Source organism: Paenibacillus nuruki, from assembly GCF_001721045.1.
In the GTDB taxonomy this organism is placed as follows: Bacteria; Bacillota; Bacilli; order Paenibacillales; family Paenibacillaceae; genus Saccharibacillus; species Saccharibacillus nuruki.
In genome coordinates this window covers 1-20,007 of sequence record NZ_MDER01000070.1, presented here as the reverse complement: position 1 = coordinate 20,007, position 20,007 = coordinate 1, and the positions used below count along the sequence as shown (strand labels likewise).

Genomic DNA, 20,007 nt, shown 5'->3' with positions numbered 1-20,007 from the left:
AACTCTCTGTGAACACATGTATGATGTACTGACCCTATCAACGAATGGTGATGTTCATATTTATATTCGTCTACACGAACAAATCGAAATAAGTTATAAAATATTTATAGCGCTTTAGGCTTTAAATGTCAACTTACAACATTAATCTTAATACAAATCGCCTGAACTGTGCTGTTCTTCATTATCGCGATCTCGTTCACGATCTCTGTCTCTATCGCGGTCACGGTCGCGATCTTCTAGACGATCTCTTTCACGATCACGTTCATTACTTGTACGTTGCAGTTCACGCGTTTGATTTTCCAAAGCATCCCATCCATCTTGACTAAGTAGCTCTAATTGAGCTTCTACCAATGTACGGAAACGTGTGCGGTAAATAGAAGCTTGTTTTTTGAGCTCTTCTACTTCCATCGACACTTTGCGTGATTTGGATAATGACTCATTGATAATACGATCCGCATTTTTCTCGGATTCTTTAATAATCAATTGAGCTTCTTTTTTCGCATTATTACGAACTTCATCGGCAGCTTCTTGAGCAACAATAATCGTTTTACTCAATGTATCTTCCAGATTCGCAAAATGATCAAGACGTTCCTGAATAGACATTAACTGACTTTGCAGTTCTTTGTTTTCACGGATCGCTCCCTCATAATCCTTGATCACCTGATCTAGGAATTCATTTACTTCGTCTTCATCATAACCACGCAAACGACGCGAGAATTCCTTGTTATGTATATCAAGCGGGGTTAATGGCATGTTGGACACCTCCTGTAATGTTTAGGCCGTTGAATTGCCTCGTTATTGCTATGATACTTCATTTCGACGCATAAGGATATATCCCTGCCAAAGACACTACAAAATAAATAAATTTGCTGTATAAAGAATACATTTAATCCCGGTGTGTTCTATTCTTTATCAAACAAATTTACCTACTTTGACTCGATATCTTCCTTTTTTTGTAATTCCATCCATCTCTAATACTTTAAAACGACCTAATCCTTGAATAGAAATCATATCGCCTTGTTGCAAAGCATACGAAGGATTTTCTTCCACTTTCCAATTGACACGACAACGTCCTGCTTTGATCGGGACTAGAATTTTACTACGACTCATCCGATAGACATCGCTTGCTATCCCATCCAAACGTAGAGAAGCTACGGTTAGCTCCATCGACTGCAATTCTGGAGTAGCCACTTGCAAATCGGTAATCGGTAAAATCTCAGTCATCACATGAAGACGATGCACTTGGGTTAAATTTAGATGCAAATAAGAAGCAATCTCAGACGACACCACTGTATGACAACCATCCGCCAATGCGTGGATATCTCCAATCTTACCTCGTTTCATACCCAGTCCTAAAATAGAACCCATATAATCGCCATGCTCCAGATCAGCGAACTTGCGTCCTTCTGGTGTGATCGATAATACTGATAAATTCATATCTTCGTTGTCTAAATCCATATAATCCGGTCCAATAAGAGCACGCTTCCGTTCAGAATGTTCTGATCCTCCATCCAATCGGATATGCACATCTAGATTACGAGCAGCGAGAATATGGAGAATATAAGCCTGACGTGGATCCAAAAAATCGGTCAGCTTTAGCTCATGATAACGGGCTGCGTTATCGATCCACTCCGCAGCCCGTTCCACAAACTCTCGCTCATCTGGATGAAAATGATGATAAATATTGCTTTGCATGATGTTGTTCATACCTTTCATATTTAGAGCAAGTGTAATTTTTTTGTTACATCATTATTAAATTAGTAGATAAGACTTCTCAATAAAAATATTAATCCACTAAATGCTAATTGTAGTACGAATAATGCTACAATCGGAGATATATCAATGGCTCCCATAATTGGTGGTATAAAGCGACGGAAAGGAGCAAGATAAGGTTCTACTAATCGTGCTAGAATTTGCCCGAAAGAACTTTCACGAGCGCTAGGCAACCAAGAAAGTAAAATATAAATAATGATCATATACGTATAAATTCGATATAAAGCATTTAACACTGCAAAAGCTGTTTCCAAAATTGCGTCACCTCGTCTTGTTATATTCGTAATCTTCGCCTAAAATTTCAGCGATAGTGCCTTCAATTTCGACGGTATCCGGTGTACACAGAAAAATGTTACCCCCGATTTTTGAAATACTGCCTCCAAGTGCATAAACGGTTCCGCTCATAAAATCAATAATACGTGTCGCTTGATCGATACGAACACGTTGTAAATTGACAATAACTGAACGATGAGAACGTAAATGGTCTGCAATATCTTGAGCTTCATCATAACTACGAGGCTCATTCAAAATCACTTTCACATTTTTCTGAGAATGAATACTAACGACATTACTGGCTCTATTGTTCTTACGTAATTCTGTGCCAGAGGTTTCACGAGGTTCTTCATCATCATCCATAATCTGTTCGCGCTCAACAATTTCCTCTTCTTCTTGAAGTCCTAAGAAGTTCATAAAGCGATTCATTACACCCATCGTTAATCCTCCTCTTTACCTACTAATATGGAGCCAAGTCGCACAAATGTGGCGCCTTCTTCAATCGCAATTTCAAAATCACCCGACATGCCCATAGATAAATGTGTAAGTGGATTTTTCGTTAATCCACGATTATTAATATCATCTCTTAATTCGCGAAGTCCTCGGAATACAGGACGTGTCATTTCGGCATGATCTACTTCTGGAGCCATCGTCATCAAACCTACTACTTCTAGATTAGAGAAGGCAGATATTTGTTCAAAAAAGGAATCTACTTGTTCTGGTGTCAATCCGTATTTGGATTCTTCACCAGAGATATTTACTTGTACCAATACTTTAACACGAATATCCATTGAACTCGCTTTTTTTTGTATTTCTTTTGCTAACGACAAGCGATCCAGTGAATGAATATATTCAAATTTGCCAATCACATCTTTGACTTTATTCGTTTGCAAATGACCGATAAAATGCCATACGCCACGTTCGTGTAATTGATTCCATTTATCTTCAGCATTTTGCCAGCGATTTTCGCCTAGATGCAAAAGCCCTGCATCTAACACTTGAGACGTTTTGGCAACAGAGACATATTTAGTGACTGCTACAAGTTGAATCTCTTCACGCTTGCGTCCACTTCGTTTACATACTTCTTCAATAAGCTGTTCAACATGCTCTATTCGATCTTGTAATCCCAACTGCATTTCACTCCGTTTCTATACCTATCCAACTCGCCATTCTGCCGGTTATTCCTCCGTCAGCCCGATACGAGAAAAATAGATCGTGGTTACGGTAAGTACACCAATTACTCATTTCGATATGTTCAGCAGGTATTCCTGCAAAAATCATGAATTGTCGATTTAATTGTTTGAGGTCTAGCCAAGTTTTACCATTATCGCCCGGACGGGCATAAAGAGGTTGTTCACCATTACCCATTAACTTGCTTTCCCAAACGTTTACGGCATCCATGACTTTGTGATCGACTTCATAACTTTCTCCACCGATAGAAGGACCAATAGCAGTATGGATATCTGATATAACACTCCCATACTGCGTTCTCATCGTTTCAATCATTTCGCCTGCAATGTTAGCTACTGTTCCTTTCCAACCTGCATGAGCAAGCCCTACAACTTGTCGAACAGAATCTATAAAATACAGCGGTACACAATCTGCATAAAAAGAAGTTAACAAGATACCTGGTACGTTAGTGATTAATCCATCTGTATTTTGAAAAGCACTCTCACGATCAAGCCAGCCTTTACCTGCATGTTCTGCTGTAACGATCTCTATATGATTACTATGTACCTGTTCTCCCGATACCCAGTGAGTATACTCAAACTTTAATTCATCGCATAACAACTTCCGATTTTGCAACACATCTTCTGGTTGATCATTCACATGATAAGCCAGATTAAATGAATCATAAGGCGCTTGACTGACTCCACCTTTGCGTCCTGTAAATCCTGCTGTAATTCCATGACTATATGCAGAAGTATCTAACTCAAATAATTCAGGTCCGCTACTTATCGTACGGCTTACAAACTTCTCCATGTATACACCTCATATTAAACAAAATATTTTAAAGGTATTCGACTATACCTATACCTTTATCTTACTTAGATCATACCATTATTCAACTCAATATATAATCAAATGAAAAAGACCTGTTTTCCGTAGAAAACAAGCCCCTCGCATAATCATTATATTGCTAGCACCTAATCGTTTTTGTGACGAGAACGATTGCGTAGGAATGTTGGAATATCCAACTGATCTCCACTAGGTTGTGTAGTATTTGTATTGTTGTACGGACGCGATGTCGGCGCCTTGTCTTTGTCTTCTACATTGTTAGTTGGTGCTGGTGTAGATTCATCGACAGGCTGAGACGGACGACGTACTGGTGGCAATGGTTGTGCCGGTTTGTGTTCAAATCCTGTTGCGATAACAGTGACTTTGATCTCTTCTTTCAGATCTTCATCAATAATCGCACCAAAGATCATATTCACTTCTGGATCTGATGCTGAAATTACGATTTCTGCTGCTTCATTAACTTCATACAATGAAAGGTTGTTACCGCCTGTAATGTTCATAATCACACCACGTGCACCTTCAATGGAAGTTTCAAGTAACGGACTCATAATCGCTTTACGTGCTGCTTCTGCTGCACGGTTCTCCCCTGTTGCTTCACCAATACCCATCAATGCTGAACCACGCTCAGTCATGATTGTTTTTACATCGGCAAAGTCAAGGTTGATGAGTCCTGGTACTGCGATCAGATCAGAAATACCTTGTACAGCTTGACGCAATACATTATCAGCTTCACGGAACGCTTCTAACATAGGTGTCTTTTTGTCAACAATTTCAAGCAAGCGATCATTAGGGATAACGATCAATGTATCTACTTTTTCTTTCAATCCTTCAATACCTAGCTCTGCTTGTGAAAAGCGCTTGCGTCCTTCAAAAGTAAATGGACGAGTGACTACACCGACTGTCAATGCGCCACATTCTCTAGCGATCTCAGCAATAACAGGTGCAGCACCTGTTCCTGTTCCGCCACCCATACCTGCGGTAACGAATACCATATCAGCACCTTTAAGAGTGCTCATGATCAGGTCACGAGATTCTTCAGCTGCTTTTTTACCTACATCTGGATTAGCTCCTGCACCCAAACCGCGCGTCAATTTATCACCGATTTGCAATTTGTGTTCAGATTTAGCTAAATGCAATGCTTGAGCATCTGTATTAACCGTTATAAATTCCACGCCTTGAACACCATTCTCAATCATACGGTTAACAGCATTGCTTCCGCCGCCACCTACACCGATGACTTTGATCTGGGCTAGGCTTTCCATTTCGAAATCAAATTCTAACATACTTTCCCATCTCCCCCTCGTTGTCCATGAATAGCTTGTTCCCATTTAAAATAGAACGTTAGCTTATATAAACTCACTGAACATATTTTTTAACCGTTCAATCAAGCCCGGCTTGGCACTGCTTTCCGGGGTCGAGGTTGTTTTGTTACGTGCTGGTGCTTTTTTGTTAGTCCCAGCCGTGCTTCCACCACCACGGATATTGCGGATGACATTATACAAAATGCCTACCCCGCTTGTATAAGCAGGATCACGTACACCAATATAATCAGGAACTGCTATTCTTACAGAAGCTGCCAGTTCTTCGCGAGCGACTTCTAAAACGCCCGGCATTGAAACTGTACCTCCTGTGAGTATATAACCACCAGCAAGCTCTTGATAACCGAGTCTTGTGACTTCTTGACGAATCAGTTGAAAAATTTCTTGAACACGAGGCTCAATAATAGCTGCTAAATCTTGTTGTGTGAATTCTTTGTCTACGTTACTGCCAATACGCATCACTTTGAATACCACATCAGAAGCAGCATCATCTATCAAAGCACAGCCATACTTCAGCTTCACTTTCTCAGCATGTTCTGTTAGGGTACGTAGTCCATAAGCAATATCATTAGTGACAAACTCTCCCCCGATTGGCAAAGTCGATGTCGCTTTAAGCGAACCTTCTTCAAAAATCGCAATCGTGGATGAACCTGCACCGATATCCACTAGAATCGAACCCATTGATTTTTCATCTTTAGACAAAGCCAATTGACCTGCACCTAAAGAGATTAATACAAGATCCTTAATACGAAGATCTGCTTTTTCTACACAACGAAGAAGATTATGAATAGAAGTTTTGGCTCCTGTAATGATCGTAGCTTCTACTTCTAGACGAACACCAATCATTCCGCGCGGGTCCTGAATTCCTTCTAACCCATCAACCACGTACTGTTTAGCGACAACGTCAATAATTTCCCGTTCTGGTGGCAGAGCGATTACTTCTGCCGCTTTTAATACACGTTCGATATCTTCTTCACCAATCTCACGATCTTCATTGGATACGGCAACTACTCCGTGGCTCGTTTGAAGTCCGATATGATTGCCTGAAATACCAACGATAACTTCAGATATCTGAATGCCGACCATACGCTCGGCATGATCAACAGCACTACGGATGGATTGTACAGTTTGATCAATATCTACGATCGCACCTTTACGAATTCCTTCCGAGTCGGCAGATCCAACTCCAATAATATTAAAGGTTCCATTGTTGATTTCCCCGATAATAGCACGAACTTTGGATGTACCGATGTCCAAACTAACAATGATGTCATTGTTGCTCAAGCCCTAGGCACCTCCCGCTATCCTGTAATAAAAATGATGTATCTAAATCCTTAAGAATAACACCATTATGTGTTGGAAATTGAATTTCCGAAATAAATTGGTTCCCAAAATTGCTCTCTACATTAATATTCAACATTACCTATGCTTTCCCTCTTTTTTCTCCAAACTTTTTGAACACTGGTTTGCATTATAAAAAGGTTGAAGAAAAAAGGATCAGGTCAGCTATTTTCGTCATAAATTTTTAAAAGTTTACAAAACTTTAATATCTACAACTTTCATTCTAGCATCTTTCGGTCATTGCAGAAAGTATTGTATCGATATGATTTTACAAAACGTTCGTATTTATGAGTTACAAACGGTCAAATCCTAAGGTGCAACTTCCTGCTCTGCTACGTCTTCTGGATTAAAAGGAGTATATGCATCGGCTTCAAGCATCGTAATCACACCTGGTGGTTGAGTCTCGATAACCTGATTTAAATACTCTACTTTATCAGCCAAAAGTGACACACTTGTGATCACTTCAAAGCGAGAACGTGTATAGATTTTGATTCGGTCTGGAAAAGAAGGCGTTGGTGATGGACTAATCTCAGAAATATCAGAAGACAACTCGTTAGGGATCGTCCCTAATACTTTGCACAATTGTATTTTCTGCGCTTCGAAATCATTCCAACCTGTAAGCACTGGCTTCTCCACAGCAACTCCGCGTGTATCGGCTCGTACTAAAGCTCCACTTTGCAAGATAGCTGTTAGTTCTCCGGAATCTTGTAGTTCATATGCCACTACAGGATACTCTTTGATTGTAATATCAATTTGACCTGGAAAATGCTTAATGACTTCTGCATCTTCAATCGAACGAATCGTTAATAGCTTTTTCTCGATTGTTGTTGCCGATGTGCCAAAAAAGGCATTTCCCTTAGCCAATCCACTTACATTCAATAAATCTGTTTTGGCTGTGAATGTATTTCCTTTAAACGTGATTTGCGATATTTTACCAATAGGCGAAAACCAGAATACAATTCCGATGACGATTATCAGTATAAGCGATAATAAAATAATCAATCGCGTTTTGCGAGTCATTTTTGGGTTAAAGGAAGGTCTGCGATTGCCAGTCGATTTGTTATTCGGAATAACAGTTAATTTTTGCTTTACCATAGCGATCTCCACAAATCTTTTTTAGGTTCTATTCATTAAAGTCATTGTCATTATATCATGCAGAATGCTGAATACCTAAATGTGCTTTAGCTATCGCTGTATACGGCTCTATTTACTTTTCACCCATCAGATAAACTTCCGGTTGAAGCTCTATACCGAACTGCTTCACAACTTCTTTTTGCACATGCGAGATTAACTCTAATACATCAGCCGCAGTACTTTGTCCCACATTGACAATAAAGTTAGCATGTTGAGTCGATATTTCTGCTCCACCGATTCGATATCCTTTAAGACCTGCTGCTTCGATCAAGCGAGCCGAGTGATCTCCAGGTGGATTACGGAAAACACTCCCTGCTGAAGGTTGCTGCAATGGTTGTGTAAGACGTCTGCGATCTTTATGTGTATTCATTTCAGCCATAATTGTAGTACGGTCGCCTAATTTCATTTGAAAAGAAGCTTCCACTACGATTCCAGGTTGCTCTTGCAGGATAGAATGACGATACGCATATTGCATGTCTTCTACACTGTATGTCACGATTTGACCATCATGAAGAACAATACGAGCAGACTGCAAAATTTTAGAGGTATCTGATCCATGAGCTCCTGCATTCATATAGACAGCACCGCCTACAGAACCTGGAATACCGCCGGCAAATTCAAGACCAGACAATCCTTTTTTCGCAGCTAAAATACAAAGCTTAACTACGGAATGAGCAGCACCTGCGATAATACGATCTTCTTCAAACGTAGCATAATCAAAACCTTCGCCTAATTTGATGACGACTCCACGAATGCCTTTATCAGCGACTAACAGATTGGAGCCACGTCCTAGCTGTGTCCATGAGATCTGATGTTCTTTGAGAACAGTCATCAATGTACTTAGCTCTTCTTGATTGCTAGGTATAACCAGTACATCAGCAGGTCCACCAATTCTCCATGTTGTATATTTTGCTAACGGTTCATTGACAAGTACTTGACCGACAGCATGCTGGGATAACAGATTCATCCACTGCTGCATTTCGTTAACTTCCCCCTTCTAGCGGGACAGAACACCTGACAAACGCTTCATTTCTTCAACAATCAAAAATGCAGATTGAGGTGTACCCAAGCTGGTTGCTGCTTTGGACATGTTCTGTCTAACCTCTTCATCACTCATAACTTTGTCTATTCGAGCTAACAACGATTCTCCTGTTAACTCACGTTCTAGTAATACTTCAGCCGCACCTGCTTTTTGTAGTGCCCAAGCATTGGCTTCTTGATGATTATTGGTAACGTTAGGTGACGGTATCAATATAGATGGTGTACCTAGTGATGTAACCTCAGCCAGTGAAGAAGCTCCTGCACGTCCTACTAATAGCGAAGTAGCCGCTAGCACTTCTGGCATATTCGGAATATAAGGAAGTACATGAAGATAATAAGGAAATGATCCTACCGCATCCCTAATCCGTTCACGAATTTCTTCATAATAGATCTCACCGGTTACAAATACATAATGCATCGATGAATTGTTTTGCTTGAGTAAAGGAGCAATCTGAACCATGGCTTCGACCAATGCTCTAGCACCTCGACTACCTCCAACGACTAATACAATCTGTGCATCAGCAGGTAGACCCAAGGAAGCAAGTCCACGTTCACGATTGGCATTTTGCACCATCGTGGCTCTTGGATTCCCTGTAAACATCACATGTTTTGAACGTGGAAATCGATTCACTGAATCTTGAAAACTGACAGCTACTGTACTTGCATATCCACTCAAAAATTGATTCGTTAATCCTGGAATCGCATTTTGTTCATGTACAATCGTTGGGATTTTAAGCTTAGCTGCTGCATAAACTACTGGCCCACATACATAGCCACCTGTTCCAATAACAACATCAGGCTTAAATTTTTTAAGTAGCTGTTTTGAAGTTTTCACACCCTGAATGAAGCGATTTATCGTTTTAATATTTTCTAATGAAAATAACTTACGTCTAAAACCGGTAATATCAATACTTTCAAAAGGGATTTTTTCTTCAGGCACAATCTTATTTTCCAATCCTCTTTTGCCACCGATATACAAAAATTCCGCCTCTAATCCTTCGGTCTCACATTGCTGAGCAATCGCAAGTGCTGGATAGATATGACCACCTGTACCTCCGCCGGTCAATACGACCCGCATGATAAATCACCTCCTTAATTCAAATTTCATTATTTAAGTTCGTAAGTTAATTTACTGAATGACCTATTGTAAAGGAGAAGTCCTCTTTAAGCTAGTCTATACAATCCATTTTATAAATGATGTACTGCTTCTTTAAACGCATTTCCACGTTCTTCATACGAAGAGAACATATCCCAACTTGCACAGGCAGGAGACAATAAGACAATATCCTCTGCTTCAGCAAGCGCTGCTGCTTGTTCTACAGCTTGCTTGATAGCTAAGTTAGCTTGCTCTGATTCTTCGATAATCTTCACTTGCGTAATACCCGCAAGTTCTGCAACTTTAGCTAATTTGTGGCGAGTCTGTCCTAACACCACTAATGCTTTAACTTGTTGCTGAAATACAGGTAGCAAATCCATATAATCAGAACCACGATCCAGTCCACCCGCAATTAAGACAATACCTTTATCTTGAAACGCAGATAATGCCATCATGGTCGCTTTTGCATTGGTTGCTTTGGAATTATTATAATACTGTACCTGATTGTGATCCTGTACATATTCTAAGCGATGTTCCACGCCACGAAAATCACGTAGTGAATCTGCAAGATTTTGCGGTAGACAACCCGCAGCAATTGCTATTGCACAAGCAGCTAACGCATTTTCGATATTATAACGACCTTTGATACCCAGTTCACTAACAGGCAAAATAGCTACTTCTCCATCTTGATCACAATACATCATCGTACGTGGTAAATCATCTTCCATTTCTGGAATATAAGCAGGAGATACATACAATCCTGCTGTTAATGCTGAATCCGTTGATGATGTCTGTTTTGCTGCTGTTATATAATTCCCCAGATTCTCTGTAATGGAAAATGGAATCAACGTACCAGCTTGGATATAAGGCACAAGGCTACGACAGTAACTGTCATCCCAGTTAATGATGGCTGTATCGTCTATGCCTTGATTTGCAAAAATCTTACGTTTAGAAGACACATAATCATCCATTGAACCATGATAATCCAAATGCGTCTCAGCTACATTCAACAAACAAGCAATTTTGGGATTGAAATCAGTCGTTCCTTTTAATTGAAAGCTACTTAATTCGGCTACGATCCAGTTCTCTGGCTGAGCTTCACTTACAGCTTCACATAAAGGAATTCCAATATTCCCACCTACAATAGGATGTAATTGATTATCTTCAAGCATTTTACCGACCCATGTTGTTGTCGTTGTTTTGCCGTTTGAGCCTGTAATCCCAATCATAGGCACATCCGAAATACGATAAGCTAATTCCACTTCGGTAATCACTTCTATGCCTAGATCTAGCGCTTGCTTGATCGGAGGAGCTGTATACGGAATCCCTGGATTTTTGACCATTAAAGTGATACCCGAATGAATCAATCCTTCTGGATGTCCTCCACAAATCACTTGAATATTCAACGCTTCTAATTCTGCTGCTTCTGGTGATTGTTCTCTTGGTTTCAAATCATTAACAGTTACGATCGCTCCTAAACGATGCAAAGCTTTGGCTGCTTCTACACCGCTTCTCGCTAATCCGATAACGATGACTTCTTGTCCACGATATGTCTCAGGATCATTCATATATTACAACCCCTTGCTCAAGTAGATGCCGATTACAGCTAATACTAGACTAACCGCCCAGAATGTAGTCACGACGCGCCATTCTGACCAACCTGACAATTCAAAATGATGATGAATAGGCGCCATTTTAAAGACTCGCTTACCGTTTCTTGTTTTGTAGGATACCACTTGTATCACAACAGATAGCAGCTCAATAACAAAAACAGCTCCGATAATTAAAAATAGCAATTCGCTTTTAGTTACAATCGCTATACCACCAATAGCTCCACCGATTCCTAAAGAACCCATATCACCCATAAATACTTTAGCCGGATGCATATTAAAAATTAGGAATCCAATTACAGCACCGATCATGGCTGCTGCACATACAGCCGCCGCAGGTGAAGTTGCTTGAACAGCTACCACTGCATATGCAGCAAATGCGATTGCACTTACACCTGATAACAATCCGTCTAATCCATCTGTAAAGTTAACTGCATTACTAATTGCCAGCAACATAATAACGATAAATGGATAGTAGAACCAAGGACCCCAATCAAATGAGAACGATGTCGCTGGAATACCTAATGCTGTACTGTGTCCACTTTGGATCAAAATATAACAAACAATTGCAGAAAATAACAACTGTCCAAATAACTTCTGCTTCGCTGTTAATCCAAGTGAACGCTTCAAGCCGATTTTGATAAAATCATCCAAAAACCCAACTAATCCGAATCCGAGTGTGGCTACCAATAACACCCAAAAGTTCGTATCCACTACAGAAAATTTCACGTACGCTAATGTAAAAGCAATCATAATAATAATACCGCCCATAGTCGGCGTGCCTGCTTTTTTCAAATGACTCTGTGGCCCGTCATCACGTACTTGCTGTCCAAACTTCATACGGCGTAATACCGGAATCAGAAGCGGTGCAGCAATAACTGCTAATACAAATGAAACTCCTGCTGTTAAAAATAATATTCGAAAATCCATGTCGTTTTACTCCTCCAGCGCCTTTGCGTTACTTGTTGAATCAGGCATCAGCGCCTGTACGACCTCTTCTAACTTCATGCCACGAGATGCTTTGAACAAAATAGCATCTTTGTCCTGTGCTATTTGTAATAAATCGTTGATCAGTTCTTGCTTGGACAGATAAGAATGAATCTGAGAAGCTTCTAATACTTTAGCTGCTCCTTCGGCAATCTGTTGTCCAAGCTGACCATACGTAAACAAAATATCTGCTTGTCCATCAATATATTGACCTACTTCTTGATGATAAATCGCTTCGTCTTCGCCTAACTCTAACATATCTCCAAGTACTGCAATTTTACGCTGATACCCTTTAAGATTGCCCAGTACATCGATTGCAGCTTTCATTGAAGTCGGGCTAGCGTTATAAGCATCGTTTAACAATGTTATACCATTACGTCCCTGAATGATTTCAATTCTCATCCCTGTCAGTTGTAGCTTGGATAAGCCTTGACGAATCTGTTCAGGAGTGACTTGATAATGTTGAGCTACAGTGATTGCGGCTAAAGCATTGATCACATTATGCATGCCTAGTAAAGGTAATGTCCATGCTTCATCAGATTCACTATTTGTTGTGAAAACAGTACTTTTCCCCTGAAACATGACACCTGTTGGATATACATTATTAGTATGATCCAGTCCAAATGTTATTTTGTTCATTTCTTTTTGCTCAAATGCTGATTCTGACAGAATTTGTTTGAGTAAAGGTTCATCACCCAAATACACAAGCAGTCCGTCTGCACGTAGTCCACTGACAATCTCTAATTTAGCACAAGCGATTTCTTCTCGACTTCCTAACTGTTGAAGATGCGATTCACCGATATTGGTAATAATCGTTGTCTCTGGATGAGCGATATTCGATAGCAACTCAATCTCGCCACGTCCACTCATACCCATTTCCAAAATTAAGATTTCGGTATCTTTAGGCATAGCTAGTATGGTTAAAGGGAGTCCAATATGATTATTGAAATTTCCTTCTGTTTTATGAACACGGTATGCTTCTGCAAGCAAAGCATAAACGATATCTTTAGTGGTTGTTTTGCCATTAGAGCCAGTAATACCTACTACTTTAACACCTGTTTGTTGTACGTAATCTTCTGCAAGCTGTTGTAGTGCTTGTAGCGTGTCTTTCACGATCACAATATTTCCAGACGGTGGAGTGCCATGATCTTCTTGCCATAATGAACCTAATGCTCCTTCTGTCAACGCAGATGTCACAAATTCATGTCCATCAAATTTTTCACCGACAATAGGAACAAATAATCCGCCTTGAACCAACTGGCGGGAGTTAATACTAACGCCTTCTAAACAGGTATCTGATGAACCTTGAAGTTGTCCACCACATATATCGGCTATTTGACCGAGTGTTGTATTTATCACTTGTTAAGACCCCTTATCGCTTCTTTGGCTACCAGGCGATCATCAAAATCTAATGTTTGTTGACCGATAATCTGGTATGTCTCATGACCTTTGCCCGCAATCAATACTACATCTCCTGGCATCGCCATTTCAACCGCTTTTTCTATCGCTTGCTTGCGATCAATCATACATTCATATTTTTCTGTAGCCACATGATGTTCTTGTAGTCCTTTTTGAATATCTTCAAGAATCGCTGCTGGATCTTCTGTACGTGGATTGTCTGAAGTGATCCATACATAATCACTATATTTAGCGGCAATCTGTCCCATCAAAGGACGTTTGGTACGATCACGATCACCACCACAACCAAAGACAGTAATAATCTTACCTTCTGCAAATTCATTGATAGTACGCAACACATTTTCTAATCCATCCGGTGTATGAGCGTAATCTACGACCACTGCGAAAGGCTGACCTTCATCTACAGACTCTACACGTCCATCTACACCAGCAATCTGTTCTAGACTCAGCTTAATCTGTTCTAACGATATATCTTCGATTAGAGCGGCTGTGATCGCAGCTAGAGCATTATAGACATTGAATTTACCGACCATTTTCAGAGTCATCTCTGTATTGCCTTTAAATGTATCCAATTGGAACGTCGTACCTTGAGAGGTAATTCGGATCTCTGACGCATGTACATCTGCAGGATGATCGACTCCATATGTAATCACATCTGCTGCTGTAATTTTACGGAAATACTCAGCGGCAGGATCATCGTTATTCAACACTGCATATTTACGCTTTGCAGGGTCTATTTCATAACGGTTCCCCAAACGTGCAAAAAACAGCCCTTTGGCTGCAATGTACTCTTCCATCGTTTCATGATAATCCAGATGGTCTTGACTTATATTAGTAAAAATAGCTGTACGGTAATCAGTCCCTTTGACTCTACCTTGCTCTAGAGCGTGAGAAGATACTTCCATTACACAACTTTTCACATCTGATTGCACCATTTCATGTAACAAACGTTGCAATTCTAATGCTTCTGGTGTTGTACGAGGCATAGGTGTAGCTTTGCCGTTATAACGCATTTCTATCGTTCCAATTAACCCTGTATTGATATGAGCATCATTCATAATACGCTCAATCAGATAAGAAGTTGTGGTTTTGCCATTAGTCCCTGTAATTCCTATCATCGTTAGTGCTCTACTTGGATGATTATAAAAATGGTCGGATAATACAACCATAGCATGACGACAACTACTGACTAGCAATTGAGGAATGTCCAGTTCCAGTCGACGTTCTACGACTAGAGCAATAGCCCCTTTTTGAATCGCTTGAGCTGCATAATCATGTCCATCGACTGTAAAACCAGGCAGACAGATAAACAGATCACCTGACTTCACTTTGCGAGAATCAATCTCCATACCGGATATTTTTGTGTGAACATCACCTAGCACCTGAGACGTGATCAGCAGATGTGCTGCTTCTGACAAAAGCATAGTTTTACCTCTTTTCTAAATATTAATAACGATACCCGACAAATAGCAGACAAAAGATAGAGCCACTTGCACTCTATCTTTTCTGATTATGCCGGGTGATCGTAGATTACATTAATTCGTAGGCGCACCTGTAGGCTCTGGAATTTCTAGACTGCTTGCAGGATTTTGATTAGCACTGCTTTCAGATGTACTACTTCCGGTTTTACCCTCTGTAGTACTTGAATCTGTTTGAGTATCCGAAGTTGTTGGATCTTTGGATTCAGTAGCTTTCGGATCAGTAGAAGTTTCTTTATCTGTTGACGATCCTTCTGAAGTTGCTTTGCCATCGGTTTCTCCGTCTTTCGGCGCTGTTGCTTCTTCCGAAGTTGCTGGATCTTCTTCTGTATCATCTACACCTGTTACTGTTGCTCGCGCAGATTTAAGAGTAAGCGTCACAGATCGTCTTCCCCCACTAGAAGCCTCTACTTCTTCAGATACATACCCTTCGCCTGTCGCTGTGACTTCTACTTTCATCAGCGATAGAATTTGTAATGCATCACGCAGTGATTCTCCTTTTAGATCAGGAATACTCATTTTGGTGGGATCTTCTGTCATCAAATAAATGGTTTGTCCACCTGTCATTGCTACTCCACTGGCAGGATACTGTTTGACTACTTTCGTTCCTGAACCGACAGTTGTATATGAAATACCATCGGCAAGCAATTTTTTCTTTGCATCTGTAAGCATTTTACCTGTTAGTGTAGGAGCCGTATATGAAGCCATCAGTTTTTTAGAAGCAACTTCTGCTTTAGGTTTGGTTTCACCATCATCAAACACTTTGGAAATACCCATATAAGGCAACACTTGGCTCACTATTTTTTTAAATACAGGAGCTGCTGCGGTACCTCCGCCTAGCTTCGAATCTGACGGTTGGTCAATCACCACGATCATAGCAATCTTAGGATCATTAGCAGGTGCAAACCCTACAAAAGATACCACTTGCTTCGTATAATCATATTTACCATTGATAACTTTAACAGCTGTACCTGTTTTACCTGCAACACGATAACCGTCAATATAAGCATGACGACCTGTTCCGATGTCTTGATCCGAAACCACTTGTTCCAAATAACCACGTACTTTTTCAGAAGTTGCCGAGTCAATCACTTGACGAACGACTTTAGTCTGTGTATTTTCAGTAACACCTGTATTGGGATCTGTAATCGATTTGACTAAATGCGGTGTTAATAATTTCCCGCCATTCGCTACCGCTGAGATCGCTGCTAACTGTTGAATAGGTGTAACTTGCACCAACCCATGACCGTAAGCGGCTGTTGCTACTTCTGTCGGGATATTAGGATGGAAATTAATAGCCCCTTTAGCTTCACCAGGCGTTTCTATTCCTGTCTGTTCTCCGAATCCAAAAGCATCAATATATTTACGCAAACGTTCTGCACCAAGCATCTTATAACCAAGATTAACAAAAGCTACATTACTTGAACGTTTCAGACCTTCTAAGTAACTAATCGTTCCCCAGCCACTATGATTCAAGTCATGCAGTGTGGTGCGTCCTACTTGAATAGAACCGGATTGATACGTAGCATTAGGATTAAACAGATTTTCTTGTACTGCTCCTGAGAGCGTAACAATTTTAAATGTTGAACCTGGTTCATAGATCGCTTTGACAGCCAAATTACGGAAATCTTTAGGATCAGTCACTTCATTAAACTTATTAGGATTAAAAGTTGGCATATTTGCCATACCTAGAATTTCCATCGTATTAGGATCTGCTGCAATCACAGTGATACTTTCAGGTTTCAATTGTTCATAAGCGTCTTTCATAGCTTGTTCAATATAATACTGAATCGTCTCATCAATCGTTAACGTTAGATTATCTCCATTTTTAGCAGGAGTATAGACATCTTTGGAATCAGGTAATTTATCCCCTTGTTTATCACGAAGATATTGAATATGACCATCTGTACCTTTAAGCTTTTCATCGTAATAAGCTTCAATTCCTGCAACTGCATTACCATCTTTATTCGTATAACCAATAACATGAGCTGCTAATTCATTTTTAGGATAATACCGTTTGGAATCAGCACTTAAATAAACGCCTACATCCCATTTTTGTCCCGTTTTTTCTTTCAACTGCTTAACAAAAGCGTTAATTTGATCTGCTTTTTCTTGATCGATTAGACGACCACCTGAATTAAGTTCACGCCACGTACGAAGTTGACCTATTTCATCTCCACTGGTTAATACAGAAGTGGCTTGCTTTTCAATTTCTGTTTCATCTGTGCCAAGAATAGCATGAAGTTGACTTACAACATCGCCTTTAATCCCATACTTATCAATAACTCTAGGATTAAGGGCAACATTATAAGCTGGAGCATCCATTGCCAGATCATTACCATTACGGTCTGTAATCGTACCACGTTTAGCCGAAATATTACTGTTGGCTGTCCACTGTTTAATTGCTTTATCCGTCCAATCACCTGATTGAACAACTTGTAGCCAAAATACTTTAGTAATCAGTACAGCAAAAAAGAGGGTAATACATCCCCCTATAAATAAAGTACGAAGTTTTATTCTCTTATTCACTGTTGGTTCCCCCGTTTACTTGCCTTGTGTCTCATCCGTCGTCGAGGTTGTTGCTTCTGTTCCCTTTACCCGGGATACTTGAATTGGAGCTGTATCCGTAGGCTCTATGTAACCTAGAGCAGTGGCACGTTCAACAATTTGATCTTGTAACGAATATTTGCGAATTTCATTTTGTGTTGTTTGCTTTTCAATACTTGCCGTTTCACTATCCATACTTTGAATATTTTTGTTCACTTCATAGATATGTGCATATTGAAAAACAATTACACTTGCTACTGTCGCACAAAAAATAATAGTCATCAAATAAAGCAGCTTTTCTTTCGTTGGAAGCGCGCTACGACGTACAACTACTTTGGTCGTTTCACGATACCGTCGAGCCGCTTTTTCAGCCGATTGTTCTTTGACAGCTAGATTGCCGCGCGTATAAGCCATTGATCCGTCTCCTCTAAATTAAGTTTTCGTTGGTTTTTCCACCTTTTCGGCAACACGCAGTTTGGCCGACTTTGCACGCGAATTCTCTTCCAATTCTTCTTCCGAAGGAAGGATTGGTTTGCGATTGATCAATTTTAGTTCTCCACCAGTACTGACATAGACCGGAAAACCACGTGGTGAGACGTTTTTCTCCACGTATTCTGCAAAAATTTGTTTGCAAATACGATCTTCTAAAGAATGGAACGTGATAACCGCCGCTCTTCCTCCTGGCGTTAGACAACGTATTGCTTGATGAAGAGCTTCTTCAAAAGCGCCCAATTCATCATTGACAGCAATACGAAGTGCTTGAAAACTCCGTTTCGCAGGATGTCCCCCTGTTCGTCTTGTTGCCGCTGGAATGCCTTCTTTGACAAGCTCAGCCAGTTCCCCCGTTGTTTCAATCGGCTGGATACTTCGCTTGGCAACGATCACTTTAGCAATCCGTCTTGAAAATTTTTCTTCCCCATATCGATATAAAATGCGGGCGATTTCTTCTTCCGGCCAGGTATTCACTATAGTTTTGGCTGTGAGTTCGGCAGATTGATCCATTCTCATATCCAAAGTTGCATCATGATTATAGCTGAATCCTCTGTCACCGTCGTCAAATTGAGGTGAAGAAACACCAAGATCGAATAAAATGCCATCTACTTGCGGAACTCCATCTTTGACCGGTACTCCTGCTGCCAATAGCGACTCTTCCAATTGACGGAAATTGCTTTTGATCAACGTTACACGATCTTCATAAGGTGCAAGTACTATTTTCGCATTGGCAAGTGCCGTATCGTCTTGATCAAAAGCGATCAGTCTTCCGCCTGCTCCTAATTCAGCAGCAATGACTGAACTATGACCAGCTCCCCCGAGTGTGCAGTCAACGTAAATACCATCAGGCTTAACCTGAAGTGCTTTTGTGGCTTCTTCTTTTAATACTGTGATGTGATGAAACAAGATGTAAACCTCCCGGACGATTACAGGTCGAAATCAAAATCAACCAGCTTTTCTGCAATTTCATTAAAAGATTGTTCAGAATGATCATAATATTCTGACCATGTTTCTTTACTCCAAATCTCTACCCGATTCGAGACGCCAATAATAACACACTCTTTTTCGAGCTTGGCGTACTGCCGTAAATTTCCTGGCAGATTGATTCTCCCCTGCTTGTCCCATTCGACTTCGGTTGCACCGGAGAAGAAAAAACGACTAAATGCACGGGCATCCGCTTTCATCAGCGGTAGAGATTTGAGCTTTTGCTCAAGGAGGGACCACTCCTCCATAGGATAGACGAATAGACAATGATCCAATCCGCGGGTGACTACAAATGAAGTTCCGAGTAATTCGCGAAATTTGGCTGGAATAATAATCCGACCTTTTTCATCAATGCTATGTTGAAATTCTCCCATAAACATTGACGTTTCACTCCTCTAAACCATAGTCTCCCACTTTGTCCCACTATCCACCACTACCATAAGCATAATAGATTCGACGCAGAAAATCAAAATCCTTTTTTTATATCATTATTT

18 protein-coding genes, 1 pseudogene and 1 other annotated feature (1 of these 20 only partly in view) are annotated in these 20,007 nt (G+C 40.4%); all 19 genes and pseudogenes read right to left on the bottom strand.

Annotated features, from left to right (window positions below; all coding sequences use genetic code 11):
* Nucleotides 1-50, bottom strand: a binding site (T-box leader); it reaches 253 nt to the left of the window's first position.
* 199 nt (nucleotides 51-249) lie between these two features.
* Nucleotides 250-753 (bottom strand): annotated as a pseudogene (locus tag PTI45_RS17945) (DivIVA domain-containing protein); the annotation flags it as partial.
* A gap of 159 nt (nucleotides 754-912) precedes the next feature.
* Nucleotides 913-1,695, bottom strand: a complete 783-nt coding sequence (locus PTI45_RS17940; RefSeq protein ID WP_069328959.1) for a YlmH family RNA-binding protein — start codon at nucleotides 1,693-1,695, stop codon at nucleotides 913-915.
* Nucleotides 1,696-1,757: 62 nt separating this feature from the next.
* Nucleotides 1,758-2,030, bottom strand: a complete 273-nt coding sequence (locus PTI45_RS17935) for a YggT family protein (RefSeq protein ID WP_371748221.1) — start codon at nucleotides 2,028-2,030, stop codon at nucleotides 1,758-1,760.
* Nucleotides 2,031-2,034: 4 nt separating this feature from the next.
* Nucleotides 2,035-2,484 carry a cell division protein SepF gene (locus tag PTI45_RS17930; protein ID WP_069328958.1) on the bottom strand — a complete coding sequence of 150 codons (450 nt, stop codon included), beginning with the start codon at nucleotides 2,482-2,484 and terminating at the stop codon, nucleotides 2,035-2,037.
* Between the two features lie 2 nt (nucleotides 2,485-2,486).
* Entirely contained in the window at nucleotides 2,487-3,176 is a 690-nt protein-coding gene (locus tag PTI45_RS17925) for a YggS family pyridoxal phosphate-dependent enzyme (protein WP_069329114.1), read from the bottom strand.
* Between the two features lie 7 nt (nucleotides 3,177-3,183).
* Entirely contained in the window at nucleotides 3,184-4,029 is an 846-nt protein-coding gene (gene pgeF / locus PTI45_RS17920; RefSeq protein WP_069328957.1) for a peptidoglycan editing factor PgeF, read from the bottom strand.
* 164 nt (nucleotides 4,030-4,193) lie between these two features.
* Entirely contained in the window at nucleotides 4,194-5,348 is a 1,155-nt protein-coding gene (gene ftsZ / locus PTI45_RS17915; protein ID WP_069328956.1) for a cell division protein FtsZ, read from the bottom strand.
* A gap of 63 nt (nucleotides 5,349-5,411) precedes the next feature.
* Nucleotides 5,412-6,668, bottom strand: coding sequence for a cell division protein FtsA (gene ftsA / locus PTI45_RS17910; RefSeq protein WP_069328955.1), 1,257 nt, complete (start codon nucleotides 6,666-6,668; stop codon nucleotides 5,412-5,414).
* Nucleotides 6,669-7,034: 366 nt separating this feature from the next.
* The gene (locus tag PTI45_RS17905; protein WP_083243603.1) at nucleotides 7,035-7,820 is read right to left on the bottom strand and encodes a cell division protein FtsQ/DivIB; all 786 of its coding nucleotides are present in this window, start codon (nucleotides 7,818-7,820) and stop codon (nucleotides 7,035-7,037) included.
* Nucleotides 7,821-7,932: 112 nt separating this feature from the next.
* A complete protein-coding gene (gene murB, locus PTI45_RS17900; protein ID WP_069328954.1) occupies nucleotides 7,933-8,838 on the bottom strand; it encodes a UDP-N-acetylmuramate dehydrogenase in 906 nt (301 codons plus the stop codon).
* A gap of 18 nt (nucleotides 8,839-8,856) precedes the next feature.
* Nucleotides 8,857-9,978, bottom strand: coding sequence for an undecaprenyldiphospho-muramoylpentapeptide beta-N-acetylglucosaminyltransferase (gene murG, locus PTI45_RS17895; RefSeq protein WP_069328953.1), 1,122 nt, complete (start codon nucleotides 9,976-9,978; stop codon nucleotides 8,857-8,859).
* A 110-nt stretch (nucleotides 9,979-10,088) separates the two neighbouring features.
* Nucleotides 10,089-11,564 carry a UDP-N-acetylmuramoyl-L-alanine--D-glutamate ligase gene (gene murD, locus PTI45_RS17890; RefSeq protein WP_069328952.1) on the bottom strand — a complete coding sequence of 492 codons (1,476 nt, stop codon included), beginning with the start codon at nucleotides 11,562-11,564 and terminating at the stop codon, nucleotides 10,089-10,091.
* Between the two features lie 3 nt (nucleotides 11,565-11,567).
* Nucleotides 11,568-12,536: a phospho-N-acetylmuramoyl-pentapeptide-transferase gene (mraY, locus tag PTI45_RS17885; RefSeq protein ID WP_069328951.1), complete on the bottom strand. Its 969-nt coding sequence runs from the start codon at nucleotides 12,534-12,536 to the stop codon at nucleotides 11,568-11,570.
* Between the two features lie 6 nt (nucleotides 12,537-12,542).
* Complete coding sequence (locus tag PTI45_RS17880; protein WP_139129281.1) at nucleotides 12,543-13,949, bottom strand: UDP-N-acetylmuramoyl-tripeptide--D-alanyl-D-alanine ligase; 1,407 nt, start codon at nucleotides 13,947-13,949, stop codon at nucleotides 12,543-12,545.
* Nucleotides 13,949-15,436, bottom strand: a complete 1,488-nt coding sequence (locus PTI45_RS17875) for a UDP-N-acetylmuramoyl-L-alanyl-D-glutamate--2,6-diaminopimelate ligase (RefSeq protein ID WP_069328949.1) — start codon at nucleotides 15,434-15,436, stop codon at nucleotides 13,949-13,951. The genes PTI45_RS17880 and PTI45_RS17875 overlap by 1 nt, the downstream gene beginning before the upstream one ends.
* A 111-nt stretch (nucleotides 15,437-15,547) precedes the next feature.
* On the bottom strand, nucleotides 15,548-18,019 hold the full coding sequence (locus PTI45_RS17870; protein WP_069328948.1) for a penicillin-binding transpeptidase domain-containing protein: 2,472 nt from the start codon (nucleotides 18,017-18,019) through the stop codon (nucleotides 15,548-15,550).
* 15 nt (nucleotides 18,020-18,034) lie between these two features.
* A complete protein-coding gene (locus PTI45_RS17865; RefSeq protein ID WP_069328947.1) occupies nucleotides 18,035-18,451 on the bottom strand; it encodes a hypothetical protein in 417 nt (138 codons plus the stop codon).
* 18 nt (nucleotides 18,452-18,469) lie between these two features.
* Complete coding sequence (rsmH, locus tag PTI45_RS17860; RefSeq protein ID WP_069328946.1) at nucleotides 18,470-19,435, bottom strand: 16S rRNA (cytosine(1402)-N(4))-methyltransferase RsmH; 966 nt, start codon at nucleotides 19,433-19,435, stop codon at nucleotides 18,470-18,472.
* A gap of 20 nt (nucleotides 19,436-19,455) precedes the next feature.
* Nucleotides 19,456-19,893: a division/cell wall cluster transcriptional repressor MraZ gene (mraZ, locus tag PTI45_RS17855; RefSeq protein ID WP_069328945.1), complete on the bottom strand. Its 438-nt coding sequence runs from the start codon at nucleotides 19,891-19,893 to the stop codon at nucleotides 19,456-19,458.
* Nucleotides 19,894-20,007 lie beyond the last annotated feature (114 nt).

What these genes read in the sequence shown, in the direction of transcription:
- PTI45_RS17930 (WP_069328958.1), bottom strand. Translation starts at nt 2,484, where the DNA reads ATGGGTGTAATGAATCGCTTTATGAACTTCTTAGGACTTCAAGAAGAA.
- murB (WP_069328954.1), bottom strand. Translation starts at nt 8,838, where the DNA reads ATGCAGCAGTGGATGAATCTGTTATCCCAGCATGCTGTCGGTCAAGTA.
- murG (WP_069328953.1), bottom strand. Translation starts at nt 9,978, where the DNA reads ATGCGGGTCGTATTGACCGGCGGAGGTACAGGTGGTCATATCTATCCA.
- ftsZ (WP_069328956.1), bottom strand. Translation starts at nt 5,348, where the DNA reads ATGTTAGAATTTGATTTCGAAATGGAAAGCCTAGCCCAGATCAAAGTC.
- mraZ (WP_069328945.1), bottom strand. Translation starts at nt 19,893, where the DNA reads ATGTTTATGGGAGAATTTCAACATAGCATTGATGAAAAAGGTCGGATT.
- PTI45_RS17905 (WP_083243603.1), bottom strand. Translation starts at nt 7,820, where the DNA reads ATGGTAAAGCAAAAATTAACTGTTATTCCGAATAACAAATCGACTGGC.
- PTI45_RS17865 (WP_069328947.1), bottom strand. Translation starts at nt 18,451, where the DNA reads ATGGCTTATACGCGCGGCAATCTAGCTGTCAAAGAACAATCGGCTGAA.
- PTI45_RS17940 (WP_069328959.1), bottom strand. Translation starts at nt 1,695, where the DNA reads ATGCAAAGCAATATTTATCATCATTTTCATCCAGATGAGCGAGAGTTT.
- pgeF (WP_069328957.1), bottom strand. Translation starts at nt 4,029, where the DNA reads ATGGAGAAGTTTGTAAGCCGTACGATAAGTAGCGGACCTGAATTATTT.
- mraY (WP_069328951.1), bottom strand. Translation starts at nt 12,536, where the DNA reads ATGGATTTTCGAATATTATTTTTAACAGCAGGAGTTTCATTTGTATTA.
- PTI45_RS17875 (WP_069328949.1), bottom strand. Translation starts at nt 15,436, where the DNA reads ATGCTTTTGTCAGAAGCAGCACATCTGCTGATCACGTCTCAGGTGCTA.
- murD (WP_069328952.1), bottom strand. Translation starts at nt 11,564, where the DNA reads ATGAATGATCCTGAGACATATCGTGGACAAGAAGTCATCGTTATCGGA.